At 67.3% G+C, this 23,647-nt stretch carries 20 protein-coding genes; 13 read left to right on the plus strand and 7 right to left on the minus strand.

Annotation, left to right across the window (positions count from 1 at the left end; genetic code table 11):
* Positions 1 to 35: 35 nt before the first annotated feature.
* The 3 genes from ACFPPA_RS16725 (at position 36) to ACFPPA_RS16735 (ending at position 2,057) form a co-directional block, all read left to right on the plus strand.
* Positions 36 to 686 (plus strand): thiol:disulfide interchange protein DsbA/DsbL, encoded by a 651-nt coding sequence (locus ACFPPA_RS16725; RefSeq protein WP_377321976.1) that lies wholly within the window; start codon positions 36 to 38, stop codon positions 684 to 686.
* 130 nt (positions 687 to 816) lie between these two features.
* The gene (locus ACFPPA_RS16730; protein ID WP_377321977.1) at positions 817 to 1,629 is read left to right on the plus strand and encodes an endonuclease/exonuclease/phosphatase family protein; all 813 of its coding nucleotides are present in this window, start codon (positions 817 to 819) and stop codon (positions 1,627 to 1,629) included.
* Positions 1,630 to 1,658: 29 nt separating this feature from the next.
* The gene (locus ACFPPA_RS16735) at positions 1,659 to 2,057 is read left to right on the plus strand and encodes a hypothetical protein (RefSeq protein ID WP_377321978.1); all 399 of its coding nucleotides are present in this window, start codon (positions 1,659 to 1,661) and stop codon (positions 2,055 to 2,057) included.
* Here ACFPPA_RS16735 and ACFPPA_RS16740 read toward each other — a convergent pair.
* Complete coding sequence (locus ACFPPA_RS16740; protein WP_377321980.1) at positions 1,968 to 3,569, minus strand: glycoside hydrolase family 17 protein; 1,602 nt, start codon at positions 3,567 to 3,569, stop codon at positions 1,968 to 1,970. The two genes, ACFPPA_RS16735 and ACFPPA_RS16740, sit on opposite strands and share 90 nt — an antisense overlap.
* A gap of 128 nt (positions 3,570 to 3,697) precedes the next feature.
* Between ACFPPA_RS16740 and ACFPPA_RS16745 the strand changes: the two genes are divergently transcribed.
* On the plus strand, positions 3,698 to 5,731 hold the full coding sequence (locus ACFPPA_RS16745; protein WP_377321982.1) for a transglycosylase SLT domain-containing protein: 2,034 nt from the start codon (positions 3,698 to 3,700) through the stop codon (positions 5,729 to 5,731).
* A 28-nt stretch (positions 5,732 to 5,759) separates the two neighbouring features.
* Positions 5,760 to 6,698 (plus strand): complex I NDUFA9 subunit family protein, encoded by a 939-nt coding sequence (locus ACFPPA_RS16750; RefSeq protein WP_377321983.1) that lies wholly within the window; start codon positions 5,760 to 5,762, stop codon positions 6,696 to 6,698.
* A gap of 12 nt (positions 6,699 to 6,710) precedes the next feature.
* On the opposite strand, the gene ACFPPA_RS16755 is transcribed toward ACFPPA_RS16750, so the two are convergent.
* Positions 6,711 to 8,312, minus strand: a complete 1,602-nt coding sequence (locus ACFPPA_RS16755; RefSeq protein ID WP_377321985.1) for a tetratricopeptide repeat-containing sulfotransferase family protein — start codon at positions 8,310 to 8,312, stop codon at positions 6,711 to 6,713.
* A 139-nt stretch (positions 8,313 to 8,451) separates the two neighbouring features.
* Between ACFPPA_RS16755 and ACFPPA_RS16760 the strand changes: the two genes are divergently transcribed.
* Both ACFPPA_RS16760 and ACFPPA_RS16765 read left to right on the plus strand, forming a co-directional pair.
* The gene (locus tag ACFPPA_RS16760) at positions 8,452 to 9,687 is read left to right on the plus strand and encodes a multifunctional CCA addition/repair protein (protein ID WP_377321987.1); all 1,236 of its coding nucleotides are present in this window, start codon (positions 8,452 to 8,454) and stop codon (positions 9,685 to 9,687) included.
* A gap of 75 nt (positions 9,688 to 9,762) precedes the next feature.
* Complete coding sequence (locus ACFPPA_RS16765) at positions 9,763 to 11,970, plus strand: LTA synthase family protein (protein WP_377321989.1); 2,208 nt, start codon at positions 9,763 to 9,765, stop codon at positions 11,968 to 11,970.
* Between the two features lie 43 nt (positions 11,971 to 12,013).
* On the opposite strand, the gene ACFPPA_RS16770 is transcribed toward ACFPPA_RS16765, so the two are convergent.
* Both ACFPPA_RS16770 and ACFPPA_RS16775 read right to left on the minus strand, forming a co-directional pair.
* Entirely contained in the window at positions 12,014 to 13,207 is a 1,194-nt protein-coding gene (locus ACFPPA_RS16770; protein WP_377321991.1) for a class I SAM-dependent methyltransferase, read from the minus strand.
* A 104-nt stretch (positions 13,208 to 13,311) separates the two neighbouring features.
* Positions 13,312 to 15,456, minus strand: coding sequence for a TonB-dependent receptor (locus ACFPPA_RS16775; protein WP_377321993.1), 2,145 nt, complete (start codon positions 15,454 to 15,456; stop codon positions 13,312 to 13,314).
* Between the two features lie 211 nt (positions 15,457 to 15,667).
* Here ACFPPA_RS16775 and ACFPPA_RS16780 point away from each other — a divergent pair, with 211 nt between their 5' ends.
* Both ACFPPA_RS16780 and ACFPPA_RS16785 read left to right on the plus strand, forming a co-directional pair.
* Positions 15,668 to 16,363: a hypothetical protein gene (locus ACFPPA_RS16780; protein WP_377321995.1), complete on the plus strand. Its 696-nt coding sequence runs from the start codon at positions 15,668 to 15,670 to the stop codon at positions 16,361 to 16,363.
* An 82-nt stretch (positions 16,364 to 16,445) separates the two neighbouring features.
* On the plus strand, positions 16,446 to 17,192 hold the full coding sequence (locus ACFPPA_RS16785; protein WP_377321997.1) for a pteridine reductase: 747 nt from the start codon (positions 16,446 to 16,448) through the stop codon (positions 17,190 to 17,192).
* 58 nt (positions 17,193 to 17,250) lie between these two features.
* Here ACFPPA_RS16785 and folK read toward each other — a convergent pair whose 3' ends face one another.
* From folK to folB, 3 genes are read right to left on the minus strand one after another with little or no spacing between them, the layout of a single operon-like run.
* Positions 17,251 to 17,739: a 2-amino-4-hydroxy-6-hydroxymethyldihydropteridine diphosphokinase gene (gene folK / locus ACFPPA_RS16790; protein ID WP_377321999.1), complete on the minus strand. Its 489-nt coding sequence runs from the start codon at positions 17,737 to 17,739 to the stop codon at positions 17,251 to 17,253.
* Positions 17,740 to 17,743: 4 nt separating this feature from the next.
* Positions 17,744 to 19,021, minus strand: a complete 1,278-nt coding sequence (locus ACFPPA_RS16795) for a mechanosensitive ion channel family protein (RefSeq protein WP_377322001.1) — start codon at positions 19,019 to 19,021, stop codon at positions 17,744 to 17,746.
* A gap of 17 nt (positions 19,022 to 19,038) precedes the next feature.
* The gene (gene folB / locus ACFPPA_RS16800) at positions 19,039 to 19,398 is read right to left on the minus strand and encodes a dihydroneopterin aldolase (protein ID WP_377322003.1); all 360 of its coding nucleotides are present in this window, start codon (positions 19,396 to 19,398) and stop codon (positions 19,039 to 19,041) included.
* Between the two features lie 178 nt (positions 19,399 to 19,576).
* On the opposite strand from folB, the gene ACFPPA_RS16805 reads away from it, so the two are divergent.
* From ACFPPA_RS16805 to ACFPPA_RS16820, 4 genes are all read left to right on the plus strand, one after another.
* The gene (locus ACFPPA_RS16805; protein ID WP_377322005.1) at positions 19,577 to 19,897 is read left to right on the plus strand and encodes a metalloregulator ArsR/SmtB family transcription factor; all 321 of its coding nucleotides are present in this window, start codon (positions 19,577 to 19,579) and stop codon (positions 19,895 to 19,897) included.
* Between the two features lie 103 nt (positions 19,898 to 20,000).
* Entirely contained in the window at positions 20,001 to 21,368 is a 1,368-nt protein-coding gene (locus ACFPPA_RS16810; protein ID WP_377322007.1) for a DUF2867 domain-containing protein, read from the plus strand.
* Positions 21,369 to 21,437: 69 nt separating this feature from the next.
* On the plus strand, positions 21,438 to 22,817 hold the full coding sequence (gene dbpA, locus ACFPPA_RS16815) for an ATP-dependent RNA helicase DbpA (RefSeq protein ID WP_377322008.1): 1,380 nt from the start codon (positions 21,438 to 21,440) through the stop codon (positions 22,815 to 22,817).
* 34 nt (positions 22,818 to 22,851) lie between these two features.
* Positions 22,852 to 23,628, plus strand: a complete 777-nt coding sequence (locus ACFPPA_RS16820; RefSeq protein ID WP_377322009.1) for a glutaminyl-peptide cyclotransferase — start codon at positions 22,852 to 22,854, stop codon at positions 23,626 to 23,628.
* Positions 23,629 to 23,647 lie beyond the last annotated feature (19 nt).

Consider the following 23,647-nt stretch of genomic DNA (forward strand, 5'->3'; position numbering starts at 1 on the left):
GTGGCCTCGTGCCCGCCCTGCGAAGAGAAAGCCCCATGTTCAAGCGATTCGCCCGTCTGCACGTACTCACCCTGCTCGGCAGTTTGCTGCTGGCCAGCGCCTGCACCGCACAACCCAGTGCGCCGGCACCGTATACCGAGGGCACCGAGTACGTCACCCTGCCCGGTCCGCACCAGCGCTACAGCAGCGCAGGCAAGGTGGAAGTCGTCGAGGTGTTTTCCTACGGCTGCATCCACTGCGCGCAGTTCGCGCCGGTCGCCGAGAAGCTGCGCAAGCAGCTGCCGGCAGGGGTGCAGTTCAAACTGATGCCGGCGCCATTCAGTGCGGAGTGGCTGCCGTTTGCACGTGCCTACTACGCGGCCCAGCAGATGGGCGTGGTCGACCGCACCCACCTGGAATTGTTCGTCGCGAAGTTCTCCCAGCACTATCCGATCAACTCGATGGACGAGCTGGCCGATTTCTACGCCCGGGAAGGCGTCGATCGCGCCGAATTCATGCGCATCGCCACATCCGCCGAGACGACCGCGAAGTTGAAGCGCGACCTCGACCTGATCCGCAAATGGCAGGTCGACGGCACGCCGACCCTCGTGATCGACGGCAAGTACCGGGTGACGACCGTCCATTCGCATGACGAGATGGCCGCGGTGGCGCTGTGGCTGGCCAAGCGCGAACTGGCCGGCAAGTAGCTCGCCCGGCAGCCGCGGCGTTGCCGGCCTGGCGGCTGGCGCGCCGTTCACATCCGCGGGATCATGCTGGCGGTAGTGTGCGGCGCATGCCCGTGAGCGCCAGCATCCCTTTCCCCTGCAGTGTGTTGCGATGACCCGCGCCGCGAATCCCCAAGCCGTCCCCGCCGAGCGCCACCTGCGCCTGCTGAGCTGCAACATCCTGGCCGGCGGCAGCGTGCAGCGCTACAGCGAGTACGTCACCCGCAGCATCAGCGCGGTGCTGCCCGGTCGCAGCAAGATGGACAACCTCGACCGACTCGCCGAGGTGCTGCCGCAGTTCGACCTGATCGGCCTGCAGGAAGCCGATGCCGGCAGCCTGCGTTCGGGCTTTCTCAACCAGACCCGTTATCTCGCCGAAACCGCCGGCATGCCATTCTGGAGCCATCAGCCAAATCGGCCGATGGCCAAGCTGGCGCACTCGGCGAATGGCCTGATCAGCCGGCTGGAACCGCATTCGGTGCTGGATTACCCGCTGCCCAGCCGGATCCCCGGCCGCGGCGCCCTGCTGGCGCAGTTCGGCGAAGGCGACAGCGCGCTGGCGGTGATGATCGCGCACCTGTCGCTGAGCGCCCCCGCACGTGCCCGTCAGCTCGGTTTCATCGCCGAACTGTTGCAGGACTTTCCGCATGCGGTGCTGATGGGCGACCTCAATACCGAACCGCACAGCGCGGAGATGCGTCACCTGTTCGCCAAGTGCAACCTGCAGCCGCCGACCCAGCCGACCCTGACCTTTCCCAGCTGGAAGCCGCGCAAGGCGCTGGATCACATCCTCACCTCGCCGGCCATCCAGCTGGACAAGATGTGGGCGTTGCCGCAGGCATTCTCCGATCATCTGCCGCTGGCGGCGGAAATCCGGCTGCCGGCGCATGTCGGCGGCAAGCCGTTGCGGAATCGCCGCGGATGACGATGCGGATGACGATGCGGATAGGGCGCATGGCGCTGCCCTGGCTGCTGCTGCTGGCGATCGGTGCCGTGGCCGCCGCACTGCGTTACGGGTTGATCGAATCCAGCACGATCGGGCAGCAATGCGCCGCCATCCGCAGTCCATGGTGGTGCACCTGGCGACAGGGGCTGGTGCTGGGTTTCCTGCACAACGTCTACGGTATCGCCGCGCTGGTCGCCGCCGCCATGTCCTTGCTGTCGAGGCGGCTGTGGCTGGCCTGGCTGGCGGCTGCCCTGGGGGTCTTCGCCTTGCAGCTGTATTGCGTCGAGAGCGGGGCGCTGGCCTGGCTGGTCGGTTGCCTACGCCTGCTGCGCGCACAGGCGAACGCCCGCATGGCGCCAGTCGAACAGCACCGGCAAGGCCAGCAGCAGGTTCATTCCCAGCCATAGCCACGCCACCGGCGTGAGGCCCGCCTCCTGAACCACCACGATCGCGGCGAGCGGAGGCAGCCACAGCGCCAGGAAGCGCTCCTCCAGCGGCGGCATCGGCACCTTGCCCCGGTCGGACAACCAGCCGGCCAGGGCATAGCCGGCGCAGGGCAGCATGAACAGGCCCAGCGGAAAATCCCGGTAGCGGCCGTCGAATACCAGCAGCAATCCGTAAAAGGCCAGCGCGAACAGCCAGCCCAGGCGCAACCGGGGCAGCCACCCGGCGAGCGGCATCCGGCCGCCCAGCCGCGCCGCGATCCAGCGCGCCAGCAGCCCTGCCGTCAGCAACGCCAGGACACAGGCGACGGCGGACACCGTCCATTCCCACCGATCGCGGCAGGCGAACAGCATCTGCCGGAACTGCCACGCCAGCGCACAGCCACTGGCCACACCGGCCAGGCCCAGTGCGGCCCAGCCGCGCCAGCCGATCCAGCGCCGCCGCCGGGCGCCGACCAGCACGAACAGCCCGGCCACCGCCAGGCCGGCCAGCCAGCCGGCCCACCAGCGCGGCTCCTCGGTCACCGGTCCCTGCATCGAAAACTTCGGGCGCGCATGGGCATCGAAGATGCCCCAGTAGCCGCCGGCCGTGCCTTCCTGCGCACGCTTCCACGGCTGGTCGAATGCCTCGATCACGTTGTAGGGCATGTTCACCGTGGCGGCATAGCGCAGGAACTCGCGCAGGTAGCGTGCCTCGTTGACCACCCCGGCGCTGGCCGCCTGGCGTGGCCGGCCGGCACTGGGCCAGCCGGTTTCACCGATCATCACGCGCCTGCCGGGAAACGCCTTCTGCACCCGGGCATACACCGTGGCTACATGCTGCACCGCGCGTTGCGGCGACACCGGCGTGTCCTCCCAGTACGGCAGGATGTGGATGGTCAGGTAATCGACCGAATCGGCCAGTTCGGGATGGCGCAGCCAGAACTCCCACACGTCGGCATAGCTCACCGGTACGCTCACCGCCGAACGCACCGTGTGCAGGTAGCCGGCCAGTTCCTTCGCCGACAGATCGCCGCGCAGCAGCACCTCGTTGCCGACGATCACGCCGCGCAACACCTGCGGGTAGCGCTGCGCGGTGGCGATGCCGAGCTGGATCTGGCGGGCGTTGGCCTCGCGGTCGCCACCCAGCCAGATACCCAGCAAGACCTTCATGCCGTGGCGCGCGGCAATCTCCGGTACCGCGCTCAGACCCTGCCCCTGCGAGTACGTGCGCACGCAATCGAAACGCTGCGACAGCACGCGCAGATCCTGCTCGATGCGTTCGGGACTGATGAACGCGTTCGCGTCCAGCGGCGTCTCGCCCGCGTAGCGGAATGGTGCATACGACACGCAGGCGATCCGTGCCGAGGGCGCATCCGGCAAGGCCACCGGCCGGCCCACCGACCACCACCAGTACGCGCCGGCCAGCGCGCAGGCGATCAACATCAGCCACGCCCACCCCTCACGACGAAAATCGGGCGCAGGTGTTGACGACATGCCGGTACCGTGAATGCTGAGGAATCAGCGTGCCAGCTTAACAGGGCACCCCACACCCTCACCGTATCTCCACAAGCTGGCCGGAGCCATCCACTACACTGCCCGGCGTACCCCATGCAGGAGCTTTCATGTTTGTCTGTGGCCCACCACGGCGCGTCTGGTTGACCTGTCTGCTGCTGGTCGGCGGCTGGCTGCTGGGCGGTACCGGCGCGCACGCCGCCCAGCCCGACGACGCCCGGCGGGCGGCGTTCAAGCAGGCCTATGCGGCCGCACGCCAGGGCGGCAGCGCCTGGCAGGCGCTGGCCACCGGACTGCGCGACTATCCGCTGTATCCGTATCTGCAGGAAGCCGCGCTGGAGCACGACATCCAGCAGATCGACCGCGCCACGGTGGAGTCGTATCTCACGCAATACCCCGACTGGATTCCCGCAGCCGATCTTCGTCGTGCCTTCCTGCTGGAACTGGCGCGGCGGCAGGACTGGAGCGATTTCCTGGCGATCTACCGGCCCGGGCTGGGCGACGCGCTGAGCTGCGATGCGCTGCAGGCACGACTGGCAAACGGCGAGCGCCTGGATTTCGACAAGGACCTGGCCGCGCTGTGGGCCAGGCCGAGCCTGCCCGATGCCTGCGATCCGGTACTCGCCGCCGCGCATGATCAGGGCCTGCTGACCCGTGACCGCCTGTGGATGCGCATCGATCGCGCCGCCGACGCCGGCCAGGCCGGCACCATTGCCAGCCTGGCCGACTGGCTGCCGGCCGCCGACGGCATTGACGCCAAGCGGCTGGCATTGGCTTTGAGCGACCCGGCCACCGCGCTGGCGACGGCCACCAGCTGGCCGGACACCCGGCGAGCCCGGCAAGCGGCCACGCTGGCACTGGTACGGATGGCCCGCCGACAGGCCGACAACGCCGATGCGGCGTGGCAGCAGCTGCGGGCGCACCTCAGCTTCAACGAACAGCAACGCGACCGGGTCCTGCAGGCACTGGCGCTGTTCCATGCCACCGATTTCGATGACCACGCACTGGCCCGACTGATCGCACTGCCGGCGGCAGCGCAAACCGACGCCACCCGGGAATGGCGGGTACGGGTAGCGCTGGCGCGACAGAACTGGAGCGCGGTGCTGGCCGGCATCGACGCCATGCCGGCCAGCCAGCAGCAGGACGGCGAATGGCAGTATTTCCGCGCCCGCGCGCTGGCCGCGCTGGGCCGCAGCGGTGATGCCCGGCAGCTGTTCCGCGAGCAGGCCGGGAATGCCACCTTTTTCGGATTCCTCGCCGCCGATCGGCTCGATCAGCCCTATGCGATCTGCCCGCTGACCCTGGCCGACGACCCGCAACGCGAGCAGGCATTGCTGGCCAACCCCGGACTGTTGCGCGCGTTCGAACTGTACGCGGTCGACCTGCCCGAACTGGCGCGGCGCGAATGGACACGGGCCCTGCACGGGGCCGATGAAGTCACCCTGCGCATCGCCGCCGATCTCGCCAACCGGCGCGGCTGGTACGACCGTGCCGTATTCACCCTGAGCAGCGGCAACGCGTTGCAGTTGTACGACCTGCGCTTCCCGCTGGCCAGCCAGGACGGCCTGGTGCCGCAAGCCCGCCAGGCCGGCATCGAACCGGCCTGGGCCTACGGCATCCTGCGCGCGGAGAGTGCCTGGATGAGCGATGCCCATTCCGGTGCCGATGCCCGCGGCCTGATGCAGCTATTGCCCGACACCGGCGAACTGGTGGCCAAAAGCAACGGCCTGAACTGGGGCGGCGGCGACACGCTGTACGACCCGACGGTCAACATCGCGCTGGGCACGCGTTACCTGGCGCAACTGGCCGCGCGTTTCGACGGTTCGCCGTGGCTCGCCAGCGCCGCCTACAACGCCGGTCCGAACCGGGTCGACCAATGGCTGGCAGCTCGCGGCACGCTGGCACCGGACCTGTTCGTGGCCACCATCCCGTTCAAGGAAACCCGCGAATACGTGGCGCGGGTGATGGCATTCAGCGTGATCTACGATTGGCGCCTGCACGGCGCGGCAGTCCCGCTGGATGTTCGCATGGGCGCGATCGGCCAGCCGTATGGACTGCCAGACGCGACGACCGTGCGGCGCCCGATCAGCTGTCCGGTGGCCGCGCCGGCAACGGCTTCCAGCACGGTCGGCGCATCACCGTAAACTCTTGTTTCGCCCAGGATGGATTCACATGGCCGCACAGCAACTCGTCATACTCGGCGGCACCGGCTTCGTCGGCAGCCATCTGGTGCCGCGACTGGCCGCCGACGGGCACCGCATCGTGCTGCTCAGTCGCAATCGCGAACAACACCGCGAGCTCGGTGTATTGCCCGAAGTGAGCGTGCGCAGCGCGGACATCTATGACGACGAGGTCCTGCGCCGCCAGCTCGCCGGTGCCGACGCGGTGATCAACCTGGTCGGCATCCTCAACCCCCACGGTCGCCACACCTTTCAGCGGGCGCACGTGGAATTGACCCGTCGCCTGATCGCCGCCTGCCAGGCCAGTGGTGTCGGGCGCCTGCACCAGATGAGCTCGCTCAAGGCGGGCCAGGGCCTGTCGCATTACCTGAAGACGCGCGGTGAGGCCGACGCGCTGGTCAAGGCCTCGACGCTGGACTGGACGATCTACCAGCCCAGCGTGATCTTCGGCCCCGGCGATGGCCTGGTCAGCCGATTCGCCGCGCTGCTGCGGCGCATGCCGCTGCTGCCGCTGGCGCGCGCCAAGGCTCGGATGGCACCGACCTGGGTCGGCGACGTGGCCGAGGCGATCGCTCGCTGCGTCGCGGGCCACCCGGCAGGCCGGCGGCACAGCTTCGAACTCTATGGCCCCGAGGTATTCACCCTGGGCGAGATCGTGCGCAAGATCCGCGACGGCGCCGGTCTGCGCACGCCGATCCTGGCGCTGCCCGACGGCCTGGGCCGGCTGCAGGCGCAATGCGCCGAACTGCTGCCGGGCAAACCTTTTTCGCTCGACAATTTCCGCTCGCTGCGCACCGACTCGGTCGGCAAGATCGACGGCTACGCGGCACTCGGCATCGTGCCGCAACCGTTCACCGCATGGTTGCCGGCCCTGCTCAATGCCTCGCCACGACAACGCCGGCTGGACCAGGCCCGTTCGCTGCGGCGCTGACCCCCGGCAGGTTCAGCTAACCGTATCGCCGGAACTCAGCAACGCGCGCAGCCGGTCCAGGTTTTTCCCGTACAAGGCGGCGCGCTCGCTGTCCCGCCGCAGCAGCTGGCCGGGGGACATGCTGCCGGCGCTGGCGTCCTGCTTTCGATGGAATTCCACGCAGGCCGGGGCGAAGGCCAGCCCGCAAAAGTCGAGCAGGCGGCGCACCTGACCTTCCGGATCGGCCTGCCACGCCTCGTAGCCATGGTCGGTGAAGCGCGTCGGGAACAGCCGCTGCCAGTGACGGCTGAGCCGATCGTAATCGCGCCAGTAGCTGACCATGTGATCGAGGTCGTAGGTGAACTCGTAGCCGCTGGCGAACAGCTGGCGGTAACAGGCGAAACAGTTTTCGAACGCGTCGCGCCGGCTGTTCACTACCCGCGCCCCCGGCAGCATCGCCAGCGCCGCACCCACCAGTCGCCAGTTGTGCAGGCTGCGATCGATGAAGCAGGGCTTGCGCCGGCGCCAGCACTCGGTGCGCGCAAGGTAGTCCCGCCCCAGCCGCGACCAGTCCGCCGCCGTCGCCGTCTTCGCCCACTGCCGCAAGGGTCGCCCCTGACGCACCGACTCGTCGTTGATGACCTGCTGCAGGTCGGTCAGGTCGCCGGCGGCGGCCATCTGCGGATGCGCCGCCAGGACCTGTTCGGTCAGTACCGAGCCGGACTGCGGCAGCGCCACGACGAAGATCACCTGCTCGCCCTGCGTCGGATCCGACGCGCCGTGCGGGGGCGTGGCGAACGCACCGATGAGGGCGTCCACCTGAGCACTGGCCTTCGCGGGACTCCAGTTCAACTGCCGATGTTGCAGTGAATTGGCTTTGTACAGCGCGCGAAAAGCGCCGTCATAGTCGGACTGGTCCTCCAGCGCCTTGACCAGCGCGAAGCCGAGAGCGACGCGCACCGGGTGGGTCGCACCGGGCTTGTGCAAGGCCTTGCGCAATTGCACGACATCCTCCTTGCTCAAGCGCTCGGCATCGAGATCGGCCAGCCCGCCCCAGGCAATCGGCTGCCCCGGCTCGCAGCGCAGCACTTCGCGATAGTTCGCACTGGCCTGCGTCACCATGCCCAGCGCGGTTTCCGCCTGCGCCAGCAGGACCCGCGCCGGGACGTGATCCGGGTCCACATCCAGTGCACGATGCAGTGCGGTGATTGCCCCGGCGGGACGCCCCTGCAGCATGTAGACCTTGCCCAGGTTGAACCACGCCGGTGCGAAATCGGGCGCGAGCGCGCAGGCCCGTTGCAGGTAGGGTACGGCGGTGGCGAATTCACCATCGGCATACAGCGCGGTCGCCAGATTCATCTGGACCATCGCGTCATCCGGCGCCAACGCATGCGCCCGCCGCAGCAGCGTCACCGCCTCCGCGTAGTCGCCGCGCAGATGCAATACCACACCCTGCATCCGCAATGCCTCGGCGCAGTCCGGTTCCAGCGCAAGCACGCTGGTCAGCGCCACTTCGGCCGTTTTCGGGTCCAGCCTGTCCAGCGCAACGGTCGCCGTTCGCAGCAGGCCTGCCGCTATCGGCGACAAGCCCGCGGCACGATCCTGCATCAGCGGATGAGGCTGTTTTGCCGCCATGATCGAAAATCTCACCTGCCCGCCAGTGTCCGAACATCAGCTTACGTGAGCGTGCTGGCGGCATAAAGCACGTTGTCGACCGGCCTGATTGCCATCGCTTCGCCCACAGCTGTGGCGGTGCGCGTGGCAGAATCCGCGTATGCACATCTATCTGGTTGGCGGCGCGGTCCGTGACAAATTGCTGGGGCGGCCGATCGTCGATCACGACCACGTGGTGGTCGGCGCGCTGCCGGAGGAGATGCTGGCACTGGGCTACCGGCCGGTGGGCAAGGACTTCCCGGTGTTCCTGCATCCGCGTACGGGCGAGGAATATGCGCTGGCACGCACCGAGCGCAAGACCGGGCGCGGCTATCACGGCTTCGTGTTCCAGGCCGACGCCACGGTGACACTGGAACAGGATCTGGCCCGGCGCGACCTCACCATCAACGCGATCGCCGAAGACGCCCACGGCGTGCTGACCGATCCATATCACGGCGTGCGCGACATCGAGGCGCGCGTGTTGCGGCACGTGTCACCGGCTTTCGTCGAGGACCCGGTACGGGTGCTGCGGGTGGCACGGTTCGCCGCGCGGTTCGCTCCTCTGGGCTTCGGCGTGGCTGCCGAGACGATGGCGCTGATGCGGCAGATGGTGCGCGATGGCGAAGTGGATCATCTGGTGCCGGAACGGGTCTGGGCGGAAACGCGCAAGGCGCTGGGCGAGGCGCAGCCATCGGCGTTCCTGCGCGTGCTGCGCGACTGCGGCGCGCTGGCCGTGCTGTATCCCGAGATCGACGCCCTGTATGGGGTACCGCAACGCGCCGAGTTTCATCCGGAGATCGACACCGGCGTGCATCTGGAACTGGTGCTGGATGCGGCCGCACGGATCGCGCCGGGCGACGACCTGGTCGGCTTCTGCGCGCTGGTGCACGACCTCGGCAAGGCACTGACGCCGGTCGACGAGCTGCCGCGGCACATCGGGCACGAGCATCGCGGCGTCGCGCCGCTGCGTGCACTCGCCGCGCGGTTGAAGGTGCCGACCGAACACGCTGCACTGGCCGAGCTGGTCTGCCGCGAGCACCTGAACGCGCATCGCGCGTTCGAGCTGAAACCGGCCACGCTGCTGAAGTTGCTGACCGCGCTGGATGCGCTGCGCCGCCCCGCACGACTGGATGCCTTCCTCGCCGCCTGCGAAGCGGACAAGCGTGGCCGGCGCGGCCACGAGCACGACGCCTACCCGCAGGCGAGTTACCTGCGCGAAGCCCGCGCGGCGGCCGCGGCGGTCGATGCGGCGGGCTTTGTGGTGCAGGGACTGGCCGGCCCGGCGATCGGCAAGGCGATGGAAATCGCCCGGATCGCGGCCATCGGTTCGCTGAAAACTAAACATCCCCCAAGCTGATCCACGGTATAAAGCCCGGTCCGTCCCGCCTGTCGCGGGCAACCGTCGATCTCAATTGTTTTGCTGGAGTTACCCGTGTCGAGCGCCTTCACCCCGACCTCCCCCCTGCGTCAGCGTTTTCGTCCGCTGGCATGGCTGGCGATCACCTTCCTGTCGATCTCGTTCGCCACCCGGGTGGTGCTGCTGCTGATGTCCGGCCGCGAGGTCGCGCACACCCCGCTGAACCTGCTGTACGCATTCGGTGTGGGCCTGGGCTATGACCTGGTCACCTTCATCTACGTGGCATGGCCGATGGTGCTGTTCCTGTGGCTGGTACCGACGCGGTCCGGCGCACTGTCACCGCTGCTGCGCTGGCTGGTGTACGCGTTCGGCGTGGTCCTGGCCTGCGTGCTCTGCGTGGGCGCGCTGCACCTGAAGTACCACGCCAGCCTCAAGGTCACCTGGCCGGCGATCCTGCCGTTCCTGTTCATTCTGCCGCTGGCTGCGTTCACTTACACCTCGCGCGTGGGCCAGTGGGTGCTGTACGGCTTCGGCCTGCTGCTGCTGTACGGCCTGCTGTTCGTGGCGGCATCCGAACTGGTGTTCTGGAACGAGTTCAGCGTGCGCTTCAATTTCATCGCGGTGGATTACCTGGTCTACACCACCGAAGTGATCGGCAACATCCAGCAGTCGTATCCGATCGGCAAATGGCTGGCCCTGCTGGTCCTCCTGGCCCTGGTGATCTTTGCCGTCGGCAAGCGTGGCCTGCGCGCGCGCGACGACGGCAGCCGGCTGTGGCAGCGCGGCAAGGTGGTGCTGCTGTGGCTGGTGCTGACGATCATCTCGGTGGCCGCGGTCAACGGCGGCATGAAGGACCGTACCCACAACAACTACGTCAACGAACTGGCCGGCAACGGCATCTATCAGTTCTTCGCGGCATTCCGCAGTTCCCATCTGGACTACGCGAAGTTCTATCGCACCCTGCCCGACGAGCAGGCCTATGCGCGGCTGCGCCAGCTGCTGAATACGCCGGACGCCACCTTCATCAGCAGCGATCCACGCGATCTCACCCGCGAGATCCGCCACACCGGCCCGGAGAAGCGCCTCAACGTGGTGCTGATCAGCGTCGAGAGCCTGTCCGGCGACTACCTCGGCACCTTCGGCAACAAGGAGCACCTCACCCCGTATCTCGATTCGCTGGTCGACAAGAGCGTGTTCTTCGACAACCTCTACGCCAACGGCACGCGCACGGTGCGCGGACTGGAGGCGCTGGCGCTGTCGGTACCGCCCACGCCGGGCGATTCGCTGATCCGCGAACAGCACAACGAGAAGCTGTTCTCGCTGGCCGATATCTTCAACGATCGCGGCTACCGGTCGGACTTCGTCTACGGTGGCTACGGCCAGTTCGACAACATGAACTATTTCTTCGCCAACAACGGTTACCGTGCAGTGGACCGGCGCGACATCCCGAAGACCGCCACGATCCACGGCGAGAACGTCTGGGGCGTGGCCGACGAGGATCTGTACACGCTGGCGCTGGGCCAGATGGACCAGATCCACGCCGAGGGAAGGCCGTTCTTCCTGCACATCATGACCACCTCCAACCATCGGCCGTACACCTTCCCCGATAACCGGGTGAAACAGCCCAACCACACGCGGGCGGGCGCGGTGGCCTACACCGACTGGTCGATCCAGGACTTCATCCGCCGCGCGCGCACGAAAGCGTATTTCGACAACACGGTGTTCGTGATCACCGCCGACCATTGCGCCTCCAGCGCCGGCAAGACCAGCCTGCCGATCAACCGCTACCACATCCCGCTGTGGATCTACTCGCCGGCGAACTTCAAGCCCGAAAGAGTGGAGCGGCTGATGGGCCAGCTGGACATCCCGCCAACCCTGCTGGGCATGCTCAACTTCAGCTACCGCACGCGCTTCTTCGGCCACGACTTGTTCCAGCTGCCGCCCGCACGCGAGCACGCGTTTCCCGGCACCTACGAGAAGCTCGGCTACCTGCAGAACGATGTCCTCAGCATCCTCGAGCCGCAGCGCAAGCTGGAGCAGTTCAAGCCCGATTACGCCACCGGTGATGCGACGCCGGTCACCCCGGTGAACGAGGGCCTGGTCGATGACGCCGTGGCCTACTACCAGGTGGTGAGCGAGCTGTTCAAGCACGGCCAGCTGGTACACCGGGCGGAAGACTCGACCCCGGTGCAACCGCTGCCGGCAGCCGCCAGCTCGGCCCCCGCGCCGGCAACGTCGGCGGCGCTGCCGGCAAGCGCCAGCAGCTCTCCGGGCGTGCATTGATCTACCCCCGACGCGGCCATAGGCGGCGTCGGGGAGTTCCGGTCTACAGCCGGCCGCCCTGGTCGGCGGCGAGCAGTTCGGCCGGCAGCGCCAGCGTATCCAGGCCACGCGCCAGCAGCATGGCCTGGAATCGCTCGCCCATCTGCTCGGGCAGCATCAGTTTCTTCACCTGCTGGGCCAGCCGATAGCCGCCATGCTCATCGGTCGCCTGAGCCTGCGCCTGGGCAAATACCTCCTGCAGGCCGGCGCCGATCAGGAACTGCGCCTGCGGCAGGTACGCTGCCACGGCGAAGCCGGCGCTGTTGCCGGCTTCGGCCAGCGCGGTGAAATCGACCGAGGCGGTGAGGTCGTTCAGACCCGGCAGGTACAGCGGATCGTTGTGCGCGTGGTGGCGGTAGTGCGCCATCAGGGTGCCGTCGTCGCGCTCCGGCAGGTAGAACTCGCGGCGCACGTAGCCGTAGTCGATGAACAGCATCACGCCGGCACTGAGCGAACCGGCCACGGCCTGGATCCAGTACGGCAGCTGCGGCAGGATTTCCGATCGGTAGCCGTCGGCGAACTCGCTACCCAGGTCCCGCTCGACATGGCGCACGGCACCCGCCACCAGCGCGTCGGCCGGGCGATCCACCCGGACCAGCCGTCCTTCGTCGTCCTGCGCGACGTATTCCTCGTAGACCTCGCCATCGCGCATCGCGAAACGGGTCGCCGGCAATGCGTCGATCACCTCGTTGGCGAACAGCACGCCGTGCCAGTCCTGCTCGGGCGGGCGATCCAGCCAGCGCACGCGTGCATTGAGTCCGGATGGCAGGTTCGCACGCAGGCGTTCGCGCTGGCGTTCGCGCAGATCCGCGCTGGGTTCCAGGATCAGATATTGCCGCGGCAGCGTGCCGCCGGCGGCGAGGGCCTGCAGCGCGGTCTCGGCGAAGGCACCGCTGCCGCCGCCGATTTCCAGAAAATCCGCTTCGTCGCCCAGCGCCGCCAGGGTGGGCTGCAACGCACGAACCACGCAGCGGGCAAACAGCTCGCCCAGTTCCGGCGCGGTGACGAAATCGCCGGCGGCGCCGAACTTGGTGCGCCCGGCGCTGTAATAGCCCAGTCCCGGCGCGTACAGGCAGCGCTCCATGTACTGCGAGAACGGCAACGGCCCCTGCGTGGCGATCAGCTCGCGCAGCAGTTGCAGCAACCGGTCGGAGTGCACACGCTCGTCGGCGCTCGGTTCGGGAAAGCTGGATCGCATCGGTCATGCCGTCGGTGAAAAAAGCGCGGCAAGCATAGCGGATGGGGTGCTTCGGGCAGGTGATCGGCGCCCTCTCCCATGGAAGGAGTGGGCGCCGGGCCGCATCAGAAGTCCTTCTGCAGACTCAGGTACACGCCGCGTCGCGGGCCGTATTGCGGCGCGCCGACGCCGATGCCGCTGCCATCGCGCAACTCGTACGTGCGATCCAGCGCGTTGAGGACGGCCAGTTGGGCATGCAGCTTGTCTGAGCGCTCGAACGCGAAGTCGTGCGACACGTTGAGATTCAGCTGGAAGTACGCCGGCAACGAGGCACCGTTCGGTACCGCACCGTCCTTGCGCAGTCCGCTGCCGAACAGGTAGTCGGCGCCGACCCGGGTGCGGTCATTCAGCGCGTAGTTGACGCCGCCGGACGAGGTCAGCTTCTGGTCGTGGTCGAGGAAAATGTAGTGATCCTGGACGTAGGCCAGATCGTCCGGTGCGAAGTTGTACTGGCTGGTGATGATGCGCTCGCCGATCGCCTTGCCCAGCGACGCATTGACGTACGCCGTCAGCGGGCCCCGCGCATAGTTTGCAGTCAACTCCAGTCCTTTTACGCGGCCCTTCGCGTAGTTGAAGGTGGAGTAGACCAGCGCCGAGCCGAACTGACCTTCGTCCTGCAGGCGCCGCACCTTGCGGTAGTAGGCGTCCACGCCCAGCGTCCAGGCTTGCCCGACGTTCTGCGAAACACCGACGTCGAAATAGTCCGAACGCTCGGCCAGCGGCGTGTTGTTGCCATGGTCGGGTACCGCGTTGGTGGTGCCGTCGAACCTGGCGATGTTCGAACTGGCGATCATCTCGGTGGCCGGTGGCGTGAAGTAGCGCGAATAGCCGCCATGCACCACCGTGCTTGCCGTCGCCTGCCAGACCAGGCCCAGGCGCGGACTGAGCTGACTCTCGGTGCGTGCCAGCTGGTAGCGGTCGCCACGCAGGCCGTAATTGAGCGTCCAGTTCTCGCCGATGCTCCATTCGTCCTGCACGTAGGCCGACCAGGTCCTCGCGGTGAGTCGGCTGCTGTCGAGGATGTTGATCGGCGTGGTACTGACCTGGTTGCCGCCGGCATCGGCCGGGAACACCCACGCATCGTTGCCGCTGACGGCCCGCTCGAAGCTGCCGTAAACACCGTAACGCAGTGTGTGGTTGCTGCTCAGCGGGGTGGAAAGATCCGCCTGCAAGGTACTGGCCCGGTTGCTGCGGGAGACCGCCGAGGCGACCCCGTTGAACATCAGCTCACCGATCCGGTCCGGCGTGTATTCGAGACTGCTGTAGCGCTGGCCGAGCGACACCTGGTAGTCGGTTGCGCCCATCTTGCCTTGCAGTGCCAGCACGCCGAAACGGGTGTTCTCACGCTGCTGCTCGTTGAGATCAGCCGAGTTGAAGTCGACCGTGTCGAGATAGCCGAATTGTGGCGTCTGCCCCGGGTTGTCTGGAATCTGGAAACGGTTGTTGGCGACGCCGAACAGCAGGCTGAGGCGGGTATCGTCGTCGATCAGGTAGCTGATGTCGCCGAAACCCTTCGCCTGATGGGTGCGGTCATGGATCGGCTTGCGGCTGGCGGTCGGATTCTCGATGCCCGCATCGTTTTCCATGGTGTTGCCGGTGAGGAACCAGCTCCAGCGATCGTCGCTGCCCCAGACCGACGCGTTCGGATTGAGCGTGCCGTTCGAACCCCCGGTGATGCCCACACTGCCGCCGTTGCCCAGCGAACTGCCGCTCCTGGTGCTGATGTCGACTACCGCCGCCGTACGCAGGCCGTATTGTGCCGGCAGCGCGCCGTCGAGCAGCTTCACGCGCTGGATCGTGCGTGCGTCCAGGCTCTGGCCGAAGCCGCCGATGGATTCGGGAATGATCACGCCATCGATGCGGTATTGCAGGTTGGCGTGATCGCCGCGCACATGCAGGCCGCCATAGGAGTCCTGCACCACGCCGGGTGCCTGCAGCAGCACCTGGTTCATCGGCGTGGCCGCGCCCAGCGCCAGCTGGCCGATCGCTTTCTGGTCGATCACGTACTGGCTGCTGCCGGTTTCCGGCGATAGCGCATTGCGCGCCTGATCCAGCGCGGCCGATACCGAAACCGCTCCCAGCTGCTGCACCGGGGCGGGCCGTCCTCCCCCGGCTGTCGGCGCGTTCATTTCGAGGGACGGATCGGCGGCGTGGACAGGGCTCGTGCCCAGGGCTACGGCCAGACCGAGTGCTATCAAGGAAGGCTTCATGGTGATTCCAGCAGGGCGGAGGAGAGTTTGTAATGTAATGTTATAACATTACATTTACAGTGTCTCCGCGGCCTCGGCCAGAAGTCATGCCCGCCGGCGAACCGTGACCGTGCACGCACCGGGCACCTCATTGAGTCCCGCTTCACGCAGCTCCCCTAGACTGCAGGGATCCCCAACGCGCCCGGCGTACGCTCGCCACCCGGAGCCATGCATGACCCAGTCCAGCCAGCAGCTACCCGCCGTCATCATGCCGCTCGAACATGGCCGGATCACCGCGGCGATCCTCGATTTCGTCAGCGAGGTGCCGGACAGCAAGGTCACCGGCAGCGGGAATCCCGCCAGCGAAGCACGGCGGCTGGCCCACCGCGCGGCCCGGCGCGCCGCGCTCACCGCCGGCTCGCTGGCGCTGCCGCCGGGGCCGCTGGGCTGGCTGACGCTGCTGCCGGAGCTGATCACGATCTGGAAGATCCAGGGCCAGATGGTCAGCGACATCGCCGCGGCCTACGGTCGCCACGCCATGCTGGGACGCGAGCAGATGATGTGGTGCCTGTTCCGGCATACCGCCGCGCAGGCGTTCCGCGATCTGGTGGTGCGCATGGGCGACCGCCTGATATTCCAGCGGATGTCCTACGGCGTGGCCCAGCGGGTGGCGAAACAGGTGGGTGTCAAGCTCACCCGGCGCACGCTGAGCAAGGGCGTCTCGCGCTGGCTGCCGGTGATCGGTGCACTCGGAGTCGGCGCCTATGCGTATTACGACACCGGCCAGGTCGCCGACACCGCGATCGCGATGTTCGAAGGCGGGATCGCGATGGCGGATACGCCGACCGACCGGGCGATGCCGGCCGCCGAGGAGGCCACCCCCGGCACAGTCGACCCGACGCCGCACGCGCCGAAAGCGGCCTCGTGAACTCGCCCCGGCACGCACCATGGGGTGACGCACCGGAGCCTTTGCGGCAAGCTTCCCGCTGGATCGCCGCGGAACCCGCCCCATGAAGTCACGTCACGATCGACCCGTCGCGCTGATCACCGGTGCCGGTCGCCGGGTCGGCGCGGTGATTGCGCGCACCCTGCACGCGGCGGGCTACGATCTGGCGCTGCATTACCGCCGTTCCGCCGATGACGCCCGCGCGCTGGCACAGGAACTGGAACGCCAGCGCAGCGGCAGCACCCTGCTACTGCAGGCCGAACTGGCCGACATCGACGCGCTGCCCGCCATGCTCGGGCAACTGCTGTCGCATTACGGCCGGCTCGATGCTCTGATCAACAACGCCTCGGCGTTCTACCCCACGCCGCTGGGGACGGCGACCCCGCAGCAGTGGAACGAGCTGTTCGCCTCCAATGCGCAGGCGCCGTTCTTCCTCAGCCAGGCGGCGATCCCGGCGCTGCGCGAGGCGCGCGGCGGCATCGTCAACCTGCTCGACATCTATGCCGAGCGGCCGCTGGCCGAGCACCCGATCTACTGCATGGCCAAGGCCGCCCTCGGGGCGATGACCCGTTCGCTGGCCCTGGAGCTGGCGCCCGAGGTGCGGGTGAATGGCGTGGCCCCGGGAGCGGTGCTGTGGCCCAGCGACGGCAAGGCGTACGTCGATCAGCAGGCGATGCTGGCGCGCACCCCGCTGCAGCGTGCCGGCACCCCCGACGATGTCGCCGGCGCGGTGCTGTGGCTGCTGCGCGACGCGCCGTATGTCACCGGCCAGGTCATCCACGTGGACGGCGGCCGCACGCTGTCGGTCTAGCAGATTGCCCGGAACGCAGGCCGCGCCGGCTTGCCGCGACATCGCGGTGCCGTGGCGATCACGCCTGCCACGGCTCGAGCCGCAGCGGCTCGCGCTCCACCGGAAACGCCGCCCACAGGTCGGCCATGCGCTCGCCGCTGAGCGGATGCCGCAGATCCGGCGCGATGTCCGCGATCGGCTTCAGCACGAAGGCATGCTGCAGCTCGCGGCGCGGAATCTGCAGATGGCCCGGCCCCTCGGTGACCAGATCGCCGTAGAAGACGATGTCCACATCGAGCGTGCGGTCGGAGTAACGCGGCACGTCGCGGCGGCGACCATGGCGATCCTCCAGTGCGTGCAGCCAGTCGTTGAGTTCCCGCGCGGACAGCTCGGTGTCCAGCCCGACCGCCAGATTCACGAAATCGGTACCGTCGAAACCCACCGCGCGGCTGCGGTAGACCGGTGACACAGTGATCGCGCCGAAGCGCGCGCGCAGCTCGCCGACCGCCGCACGCAGGTGGGTTTGCGGCTCGAGATTGGATCCCAGGCTGAGGTAGACCCGCTCCATCGGATCAGGATCCGGTTTGCCTGACGCCGCCGCGATCCGGCGATTCCTCGCGTGCCGCGGCGACCGCCGCCAGCCCCGCCCGCACGTCCCGGCCGGACGGCTGCTGGAACAGCGCCAGGCCGAACTCAGGCAGCAGCGCGAGCAGGTGATCGAAGATGTCGCCCTGGATGTTTTCGTACTCGGCCCACGCCGTGGTCGTGGTGAAACAGTACAGCTCCAGTGGCACGCCCTGCGGCGAACTGGCCAGCTGGCGCACCATGCAGGTCATCTGGCGATGGATCTTCGGATGCTGGCCCAGGTAGGCAGCAACGTAGGCGCGGAAGGTCCCCAGATTGGTCAGCCGGCGGCGGTTGACCGCCTGCTCGCCGGCCTCGCCGAGCCGGCGGTTCCACTCGTCCAGCTCACTGTGCTTGTGGCCGAGATACTCGTCGAGCAGGCGGAACCGCCGCAGCCGGGCCAGCTCGTCCTCGTCCAGGAAATGCACGCTGGTCGCATCCAGATACAGCGCCCGCTTGATCCGGCGGCCACCGGACTCGGTCATTCCGCGCCAGTTCTGGTAGCTCTCCGAGATCAGCTTCCAGGTCGGCACGGTGACGATGGTCTGGTCGAAGTTGCGCACCTTGACCGTGTACAGGGTGATGTCGATCACGTCGCCGTCGGCGCCCGCACCCGGCATGGTGATCCAGTCGCCCACCCGCAGCATGTCGTTGGAGGCGAGCTGCACCCCGGCCACGAAACCCAGGATGGTGTCCTTGAAGATCAGGATCAGCACCGCCGACATCGCGCCCAGGCCCGACAGCAGCAGGCCCACGCGCTGGTCGGTCACCGTGCCGATGATCACCAGCGTGCCGATGAGGAACAGCGCCAGCTTGACCAGCTGCATCAGCCCCTTGATCGGCCGCTGGCTGCCGGTGGGCGTCTGCTGGTAGAGCGATTCGACCGCCGACAGCGTGCGGTTGATCGCCATCACCACGAACAGCACCATCAATGCCTGCGCCACGTTGCCGACCAGCCGCCCGGCATGCGCGGACAGACCGGGCACCAGGCCCACGCCGAACTGGATCACCACCATCGGCACCAGCCGCGCCAGCCAGCGGAACACCCCATGCTGGAACAGGGCATCGTCCCACTGCCAGGTCGTACGCTCGGCAATCGTGCCCATCACCCGCAGCAGCACCAGCCGGGTCAACACGCCCGCCAGCCACGCCATCAGCAGCAGACCCAGGGCACCCATCAGGGTCGCCATCCCGGGTTGCTGCAGAAAGCCGGATATCCAGTCCATGCCGCTCTCGACTCCGCTCACTGTGGCCGCACGCCACGCTCGATACGCACGCCCACCGCGCGTGCGCCGCGCACCGCACCGGGCTTGGACAATTTCAGGCGTACCCAGCCGACCCCGAATTCCTCGCGGATGATCGCCGCGCAGCGCTCGGCCAGCGTCTCGACCAGGCCGAAGCTGGAATCACCCACATAGTCGATCAGCCGTTTCGACACGTCCTTGTAATTGAGCGTGAGCGCGATGTCGTCGCCGGCTGCCGGAATCGTGTTGTCGAACGCCATCTCGATGTCGAACGACAGCGTCTGGCGCACCCGCCGCTCCCAGTCGTAGATGCCGATGACGGCGTCGATACGCAGATCCTCGATGAAAACGATATCCATGATGGTGGTCACTGAGACGATAGCGGTACAGGGTCGACGAGCTGGCGCACGGATGCAAGTCGCCATCGCGCGGTGCGGCCAGGAGCCGATGAGGCAACTGTCTGGCCGCAGACGACGCTTGACCGGCAAGATTTTCAAGAGTATATATTTAACTATTACTTTAAATGATTAATTATCCATGGCTGTCGATCGCATCTTCGAGGCCCTCGCCTCCCGCCCGCGCCGGGAAATCCTGGCCTATCTGTCTGCGCAGGAGCTGAGCGCTGGCGAGATCGCCAGTCGCTTTGCGATGAGTGCACCGGCGATTTCGCGGCATCTGTCCGTGCTGGATGCCGCCGGGCTAGTCACCAGCGAGCGCCGCGGTCAGTTCATCGTCTACAAGCTCAACAAGGACAGTCTGGTGAATACGCTGACCGGCTTCGCCTTCGAGATCTGCCCCACCGCCGGGCCGCTGAAGCGCGAGTCGCGCAAGCTGGCCACGAAAAAACAGGGCGCCTGAGCAACGCGGCATCCGCACACCGGGGAATTCGATGGCAACGCAGGCAAGGCGGGTTCAAACCTTTCCATCAACGCACCTCCCTTCGTCATCAGGCGGCTTGCCGGTGGAAGTCTCGCTGATTGCGCAGCTCGGGCATGGAGCCGGCGATCAGCTGTTTGCCGGCGCACTGGCGCGGCAGCGCGCCCACGCTGACTTCATCGACGAACTGGATGAACCGTCCGCCCGGCTCGGCGGCACGGATCTTTCGAAGGGTGACGCCACATCGCTGTACTCGTTTGCAGTGGGCGCGAAAGGCCACCCGTTCCATCGCCATGCCGGCCATCGCGTGTTTACCGCCATCTCCGGCAGCGGTGGCGCGCAGCTACGCTTCTCCACCGCCTCGCCTTCGCAGATCGAGCAGGATCCGCACAGCTTCATCCAGGCTTTGCGCCATATCAACATTCCGCCGGATTGCCTGTTCACGGTCCGCTTCGGCGGGGACACCTGGCACCAGTTCGCGCCGCTGGCGAAGAACTCGCTGCACCCGGCGTTCTTCGCGCTGTCGTGCCACACCAACGAACTCGGCGGCGAGTTGCCGGACGGGCTGCGCGCACAGGTGCTGGCGAATGCGGCAAGCATTCCCGCGCTGACCGTGCTGCTGCCGACCGCGGTCAGCGACCTGCTTCGCGACACGCCCACCGATCACCTGAATGTGCCGACCACCTGCCTGTCGCTGGGCGCGTTGCCGGGTACCCTGCAGAGCCTGTTGTGCAAATCCGCACGCTGCGCCGCCGGCCTGCTTCGCGGCGCATGGGCGGCCTGGCGACGCACGACCGGTTTTCTCGGCGAGAGTGGCGTCCAACTGCCGATCACGCAGCTCGACGACCTGCCCGCCGGCTCGATGCTGGCGCGGCAATTGGCTGACCGGCCGTACCAGCATCAGGACATGTTCCTACTCACGCTCGATGGCAAGGACGTCGCCAGCACGAGTGCCACGATCCTCCTGAGCCAGCTATTGGAGGGCTTCCTGCGCAATCCGCCCACCGGGGTCTCGCGCATGATGGCGCTGCGCAACCTGCTGGTGAAGCCGATTGGCCTGCGCACCTCGCCACTCGGCTGCCCGGTGTCCTCACTGCTGTCGCCGATCCGGGACGGCGTGTTCGATCGGCGCTATCCCGTGCTCGATCAGCTCATCGACGGCAACGACCGCCGCGCGCAGGTCGTGCTCGGCGCCGACGACAAACACCTGATCTTCCGCTCCTGCGTCGGCGTCCATGTACTCGACGGAAACCGCGTGGAGGTCACCCTGGGCACCCGGGTGCATTGCAGGAATCTGTTCGGACGCTTCTACATGGCGGCGATCGACCGCATCCATCGCTCCTACATCGCGCCGACGATGTTGCGCATGGCAGCGGAGCACGCATTTCCGCTGGCCGAGTCGGCCAGCGTATCGCGGCAGGCCATGGTTCCCAACTTTAGTCATGGCGGATAGAGGCTGCGCCATGGCGAGCGCACCAGCCCTACCGCAGCAACGCAGCGGCTTAGATGCGATCATGCGCGGATGACCGCCTTCAGCACGCTTCCACTCAAACCCGCCCTGCTCGCAAGTCTCGAGAGCCTCGGCTACACCACCATGACGCCGGTGCAGGAGCAGAGCCTGCCGCCGATGCTGGAAGGTCGCGACGTGATCGCGCAGGCGCAGACCGGCAGCGGCAAGACCGCGGCGTTCGGGCTGAGCCTGCTGCAGTCGCTGGATGCCGACACGATCCGGCTGCAGGTGCTGGTGCTGTGCCCGACCCGCGAGCTGGCCGACCAGGTCAGCAAGGCGATCCGCAAACTGGCCGCGAACATCCCCAACGTGAAGCTGCTGACCCTGTGCGGCGGCATGCCGCTGGGTCCGCAGCTGGCCTCGCTCACCCACGACCCGCACATCGTGGTCGGCACCCCCGGACGCGTGCAGGAGCATCTCAAGCGCGGCAGCCTGCACGGCGGCGGGATCAAGGTGCTGGTACTGGACGAAGCGGACCGCATGCTCGACATGGGCTTCACCGAGGCGATCGACGACATCATCGGGCGCATCGCCAAGCATCACCAGACCCTGCTGTTCTCGGCCACCTACCCGGACGAGATCCGCGCGGTGAGCCAGCGCGTGCAGAGAGACCCGGTGGTGGTCACGGTGGACGCACCGCGGGAGGAGCAGCCGGCGATCGAGCAGCAGTTCATCGAGGTCGAGCAGGCCAGCAAGCCCGATGCGCTGGCGCAACTGCTCAGCGGCGAGCGCGGCCAGCACGCGCTGGTGTTCTGCAACATGCGCCGCGAAGTGGATGCGGTGGCGCAGGAACTGGATCGCCGCGGCTTCTCCGCGCTGGCACTGCATGGCGACATGGACCAGCGCGACCGCGACGAGGTGCTGGTGCGTTTCGCCAACCGCAGCTGTGCGGTACTGGTCGCCACCGACGTCGCCGCGCGCGGGCTGGACATCGTGGCGCTGCCGCTGGTGATCTGCTACGACATCGCGCACGACCCGGACACACATACCCACCGCATCGGCCGCACCGGACGCGCCGGTGAGTCGGGCCTGGCGATCACGCTGTGCACGCCGCGCGAACGACCCAAGGCCGGCAACATCGAGGAGCTGCAGGGCACCCCGCTGGCGTGGCGACCGCTGAAGCTCGCACCACCGCGTGGCAAGACACTGAACCTGGCGCCGATGAAGACCCTGGTGATCGACGCCGGGCGGCAGGACAAGCTGCGCCCCGGCGACATCCTCGGCGCGCTGACCGGCGACGCGGGGCTGCAGGCCGGCGACATCGGCAAGATCGACGTGTTCGCCACCCGCGCCTACGTGGCGATCAGCCGGGCGCTGGCGAACAAGGCGCTGGAACGATTGCGCGCCGGCAAGATCAAAGGTCGGAATTTCCGCGTGCGGCCGCTGGCCTGAGTCCGCGCCGTCCCTCCGCTGCCACATTGGCCCGATGCCCCTTATGCGCCACCTGATCGCCACCGTTGCCCTGCTCCTCTGCGCGACCGCCACCCGGGCGGCGGTCCCGATCTATGGCTACAAGGTCGTGAACGCCTATCCGCACGACACCTCGGCCTATACCGAGGGCCTGTTCTACCGGGGCGGCTATCTGTATGAGAGCACCGGCGAGATAGGTGAATCGAGCGTGCGCAAGGTGCAGCTGGAGACCGGCAAGGTAGTGCAGCGGCACGACGTTCCTTCACCGTATTTCGGCGAAGGCATCGTGGACTGGAAAAACCGGCTGATCCAGCTCACCTGGAAGAGCGGCACCGGCTTCGTCTACGACCTGGAAGGCTTCAAGCTGCGCCACACGTTCAGCTACCCCGGCGAAGGCTGGGCGCTGACCCGCGACAGCCGGCAGCTGTACATGAGCGACGGCTCGGCGGTGCTGCGCATCCTCGACCCGGATTCGCTGGCCACCACCGGCAGCATCATGGTGATGGACGACGGCGTGCCGGTGACGAATCTCAACGAGCTGGAATGGGTCAACGGCGAGATCTACGCCAACATCTGGCTCACCGACCGGATCGCCCGCATCGACCCGACCAGCGGCCACGTGCTGGGCTGGATCGACCTCACCGGCCTGTTCGACGTGAACCGGCTGGCCGAGCCCGGCGAAGACGTGCTGAACGGCATCGCCTGGGACGCCGTGCACGATCGCCTGTTCGTCACCGGCAAGCGCTGGCCGCAGTTGTTCGAGATCAAGCTGGTGAAGAAGCCCGGCCGCTGACCGCGCGAGCGGGATCGGG

Source organism: Rhodanobacter ginsengisoli (assembly GCF_042657065.1).
Lineage (GTDB): Bacteria > Pseudomonadota > Gammaproteobacteria > Xanthomonadales > Rhodanobacteraceae > Rhodanobacter > Rhodanobacter ginsengisoli.

Coding starts and splice junctions, on each gene's coding strand:
- ACFPPA_RS16725 (WP_377321976.1), top strand. CDS start 36: ATGTTCAAGCGATTCGCCCGTCTGCACGTACTCACCCTGCTCGGCAGT.
- ACFPPA_RS16730 (WP_377321977.1), top strand. CDS start 817: ATGACCCGCGCCGCGAATCCCCAAGCCGTCCCCGCCGAGCGCCACCTG.
- ACFPPA_RS16735 (WP_377321978.1), top strand. CDS start 1,659: ATGGCGCTGCCCTGGCTGCTGCTGCTGGCGATCGGTGCCGTGGCCGCC.
- ACFPPA_RS16740 (WP_377321980.1), bottom strand. CDS start 3,569: ATGTCGTCAACACCTGCGCCCGATTTTCGTCGTGAGGGGTGGGCGTGG.
- ACFPPA_RS16745 (WP_377321982.1), top strand. CDS start 3,698: ATGTTTGTCTGTGGCCCACCACGGCGCGTCTGGTTGACCTGTCTGCTG.
- ACFPPA_RS16750 (WP_377321983.1), top strand. CDS start 5,760: ATGGCCGCACAGCAACTCGTCATACTCGGCGGCACCGGCTTCGTCGGC.
- ACFPPA_RS16755 (WP_377321985.1), bottom strand. CDS start 8,312: ATGGCGGCAAAACAGCCTCATCCGCTGATGCAGGATCGTGCCGCGGGC.
- ACFPPA_RS16760 (WP_377321987.1), top strand. CDS start 8,452: ATGCACATCTATCTGGTTGGCGGCGCGGTCCGTGACAAATTGCTGGGG.
- ACFPPA_RS16770 (WP_377321991.1), bottom strand. CDS start 13,207: ATGCGATCCAGCTTTCCCGAACCGAGCGCCGACGAGCGTGTGCACTCC.
- ACFPPA_RS16775 (WP_377321993.1), bottom strand. CDS start 15,456: ATGAAGCCTTCCTTGATAGCACTCGGTCTGGCCGTAGCCCTGGGCACG.
- ACFPPA_RS16780 (WP_377321995.1), top strand. CDS start 15,668: ATGACCCAGTCCAGCCAGCAGCTACCCGCCGTCATCATGCCGCTCGAA.
- ACFPPA_RS16785 (WP_377321997.1), top strand. CDS start 16,446: ATGAAGTCACGTCACGATCGACCCGTCGCGCTGATCACCGGTGCCGGT.
- folK (WP_377321999.1), bottom strand. CDS start 17,739: ATGGAGCGGGTCTACCTCAGCCTGGGATCCAATCTCGAGCCGCAAACC.
- ACFPPA_RS16795 (WP_377322001.1), bottom strand. CDS start 19,021: ATGGACTGGATATCCGGCTTTCTGCAGCAACCCGGGATGGCGACCCTG.
- folB (WP_377322003.1), bottom strand. CDS start 19,398: ATGGATATCGTTTTCATCGAGGATCTGCGTATCGACGCCGTCATCGGC.
- ACFPPA_RS16805 (WP_377322005.1), top strand. CDS start 19,577: ATGGCTGTCGATCGCATCTTCGAGGCCCTCGCCTCCCGCCCGCGCCGG.
- dbpA (WP_377322008.1), top strand. CDS start 21,438: ATGACCGCCTTCAGCACGCTTCCACTCAAACCCGCCCTGCTCGCAAGT.
- ACFPPA_RS16820 (WP_377322009.1), top strand. CDS start 22,852: ATGCCCCTTATGCGCCACCTGATCGCCACCGTTGCCCTGCTCCTCTGC.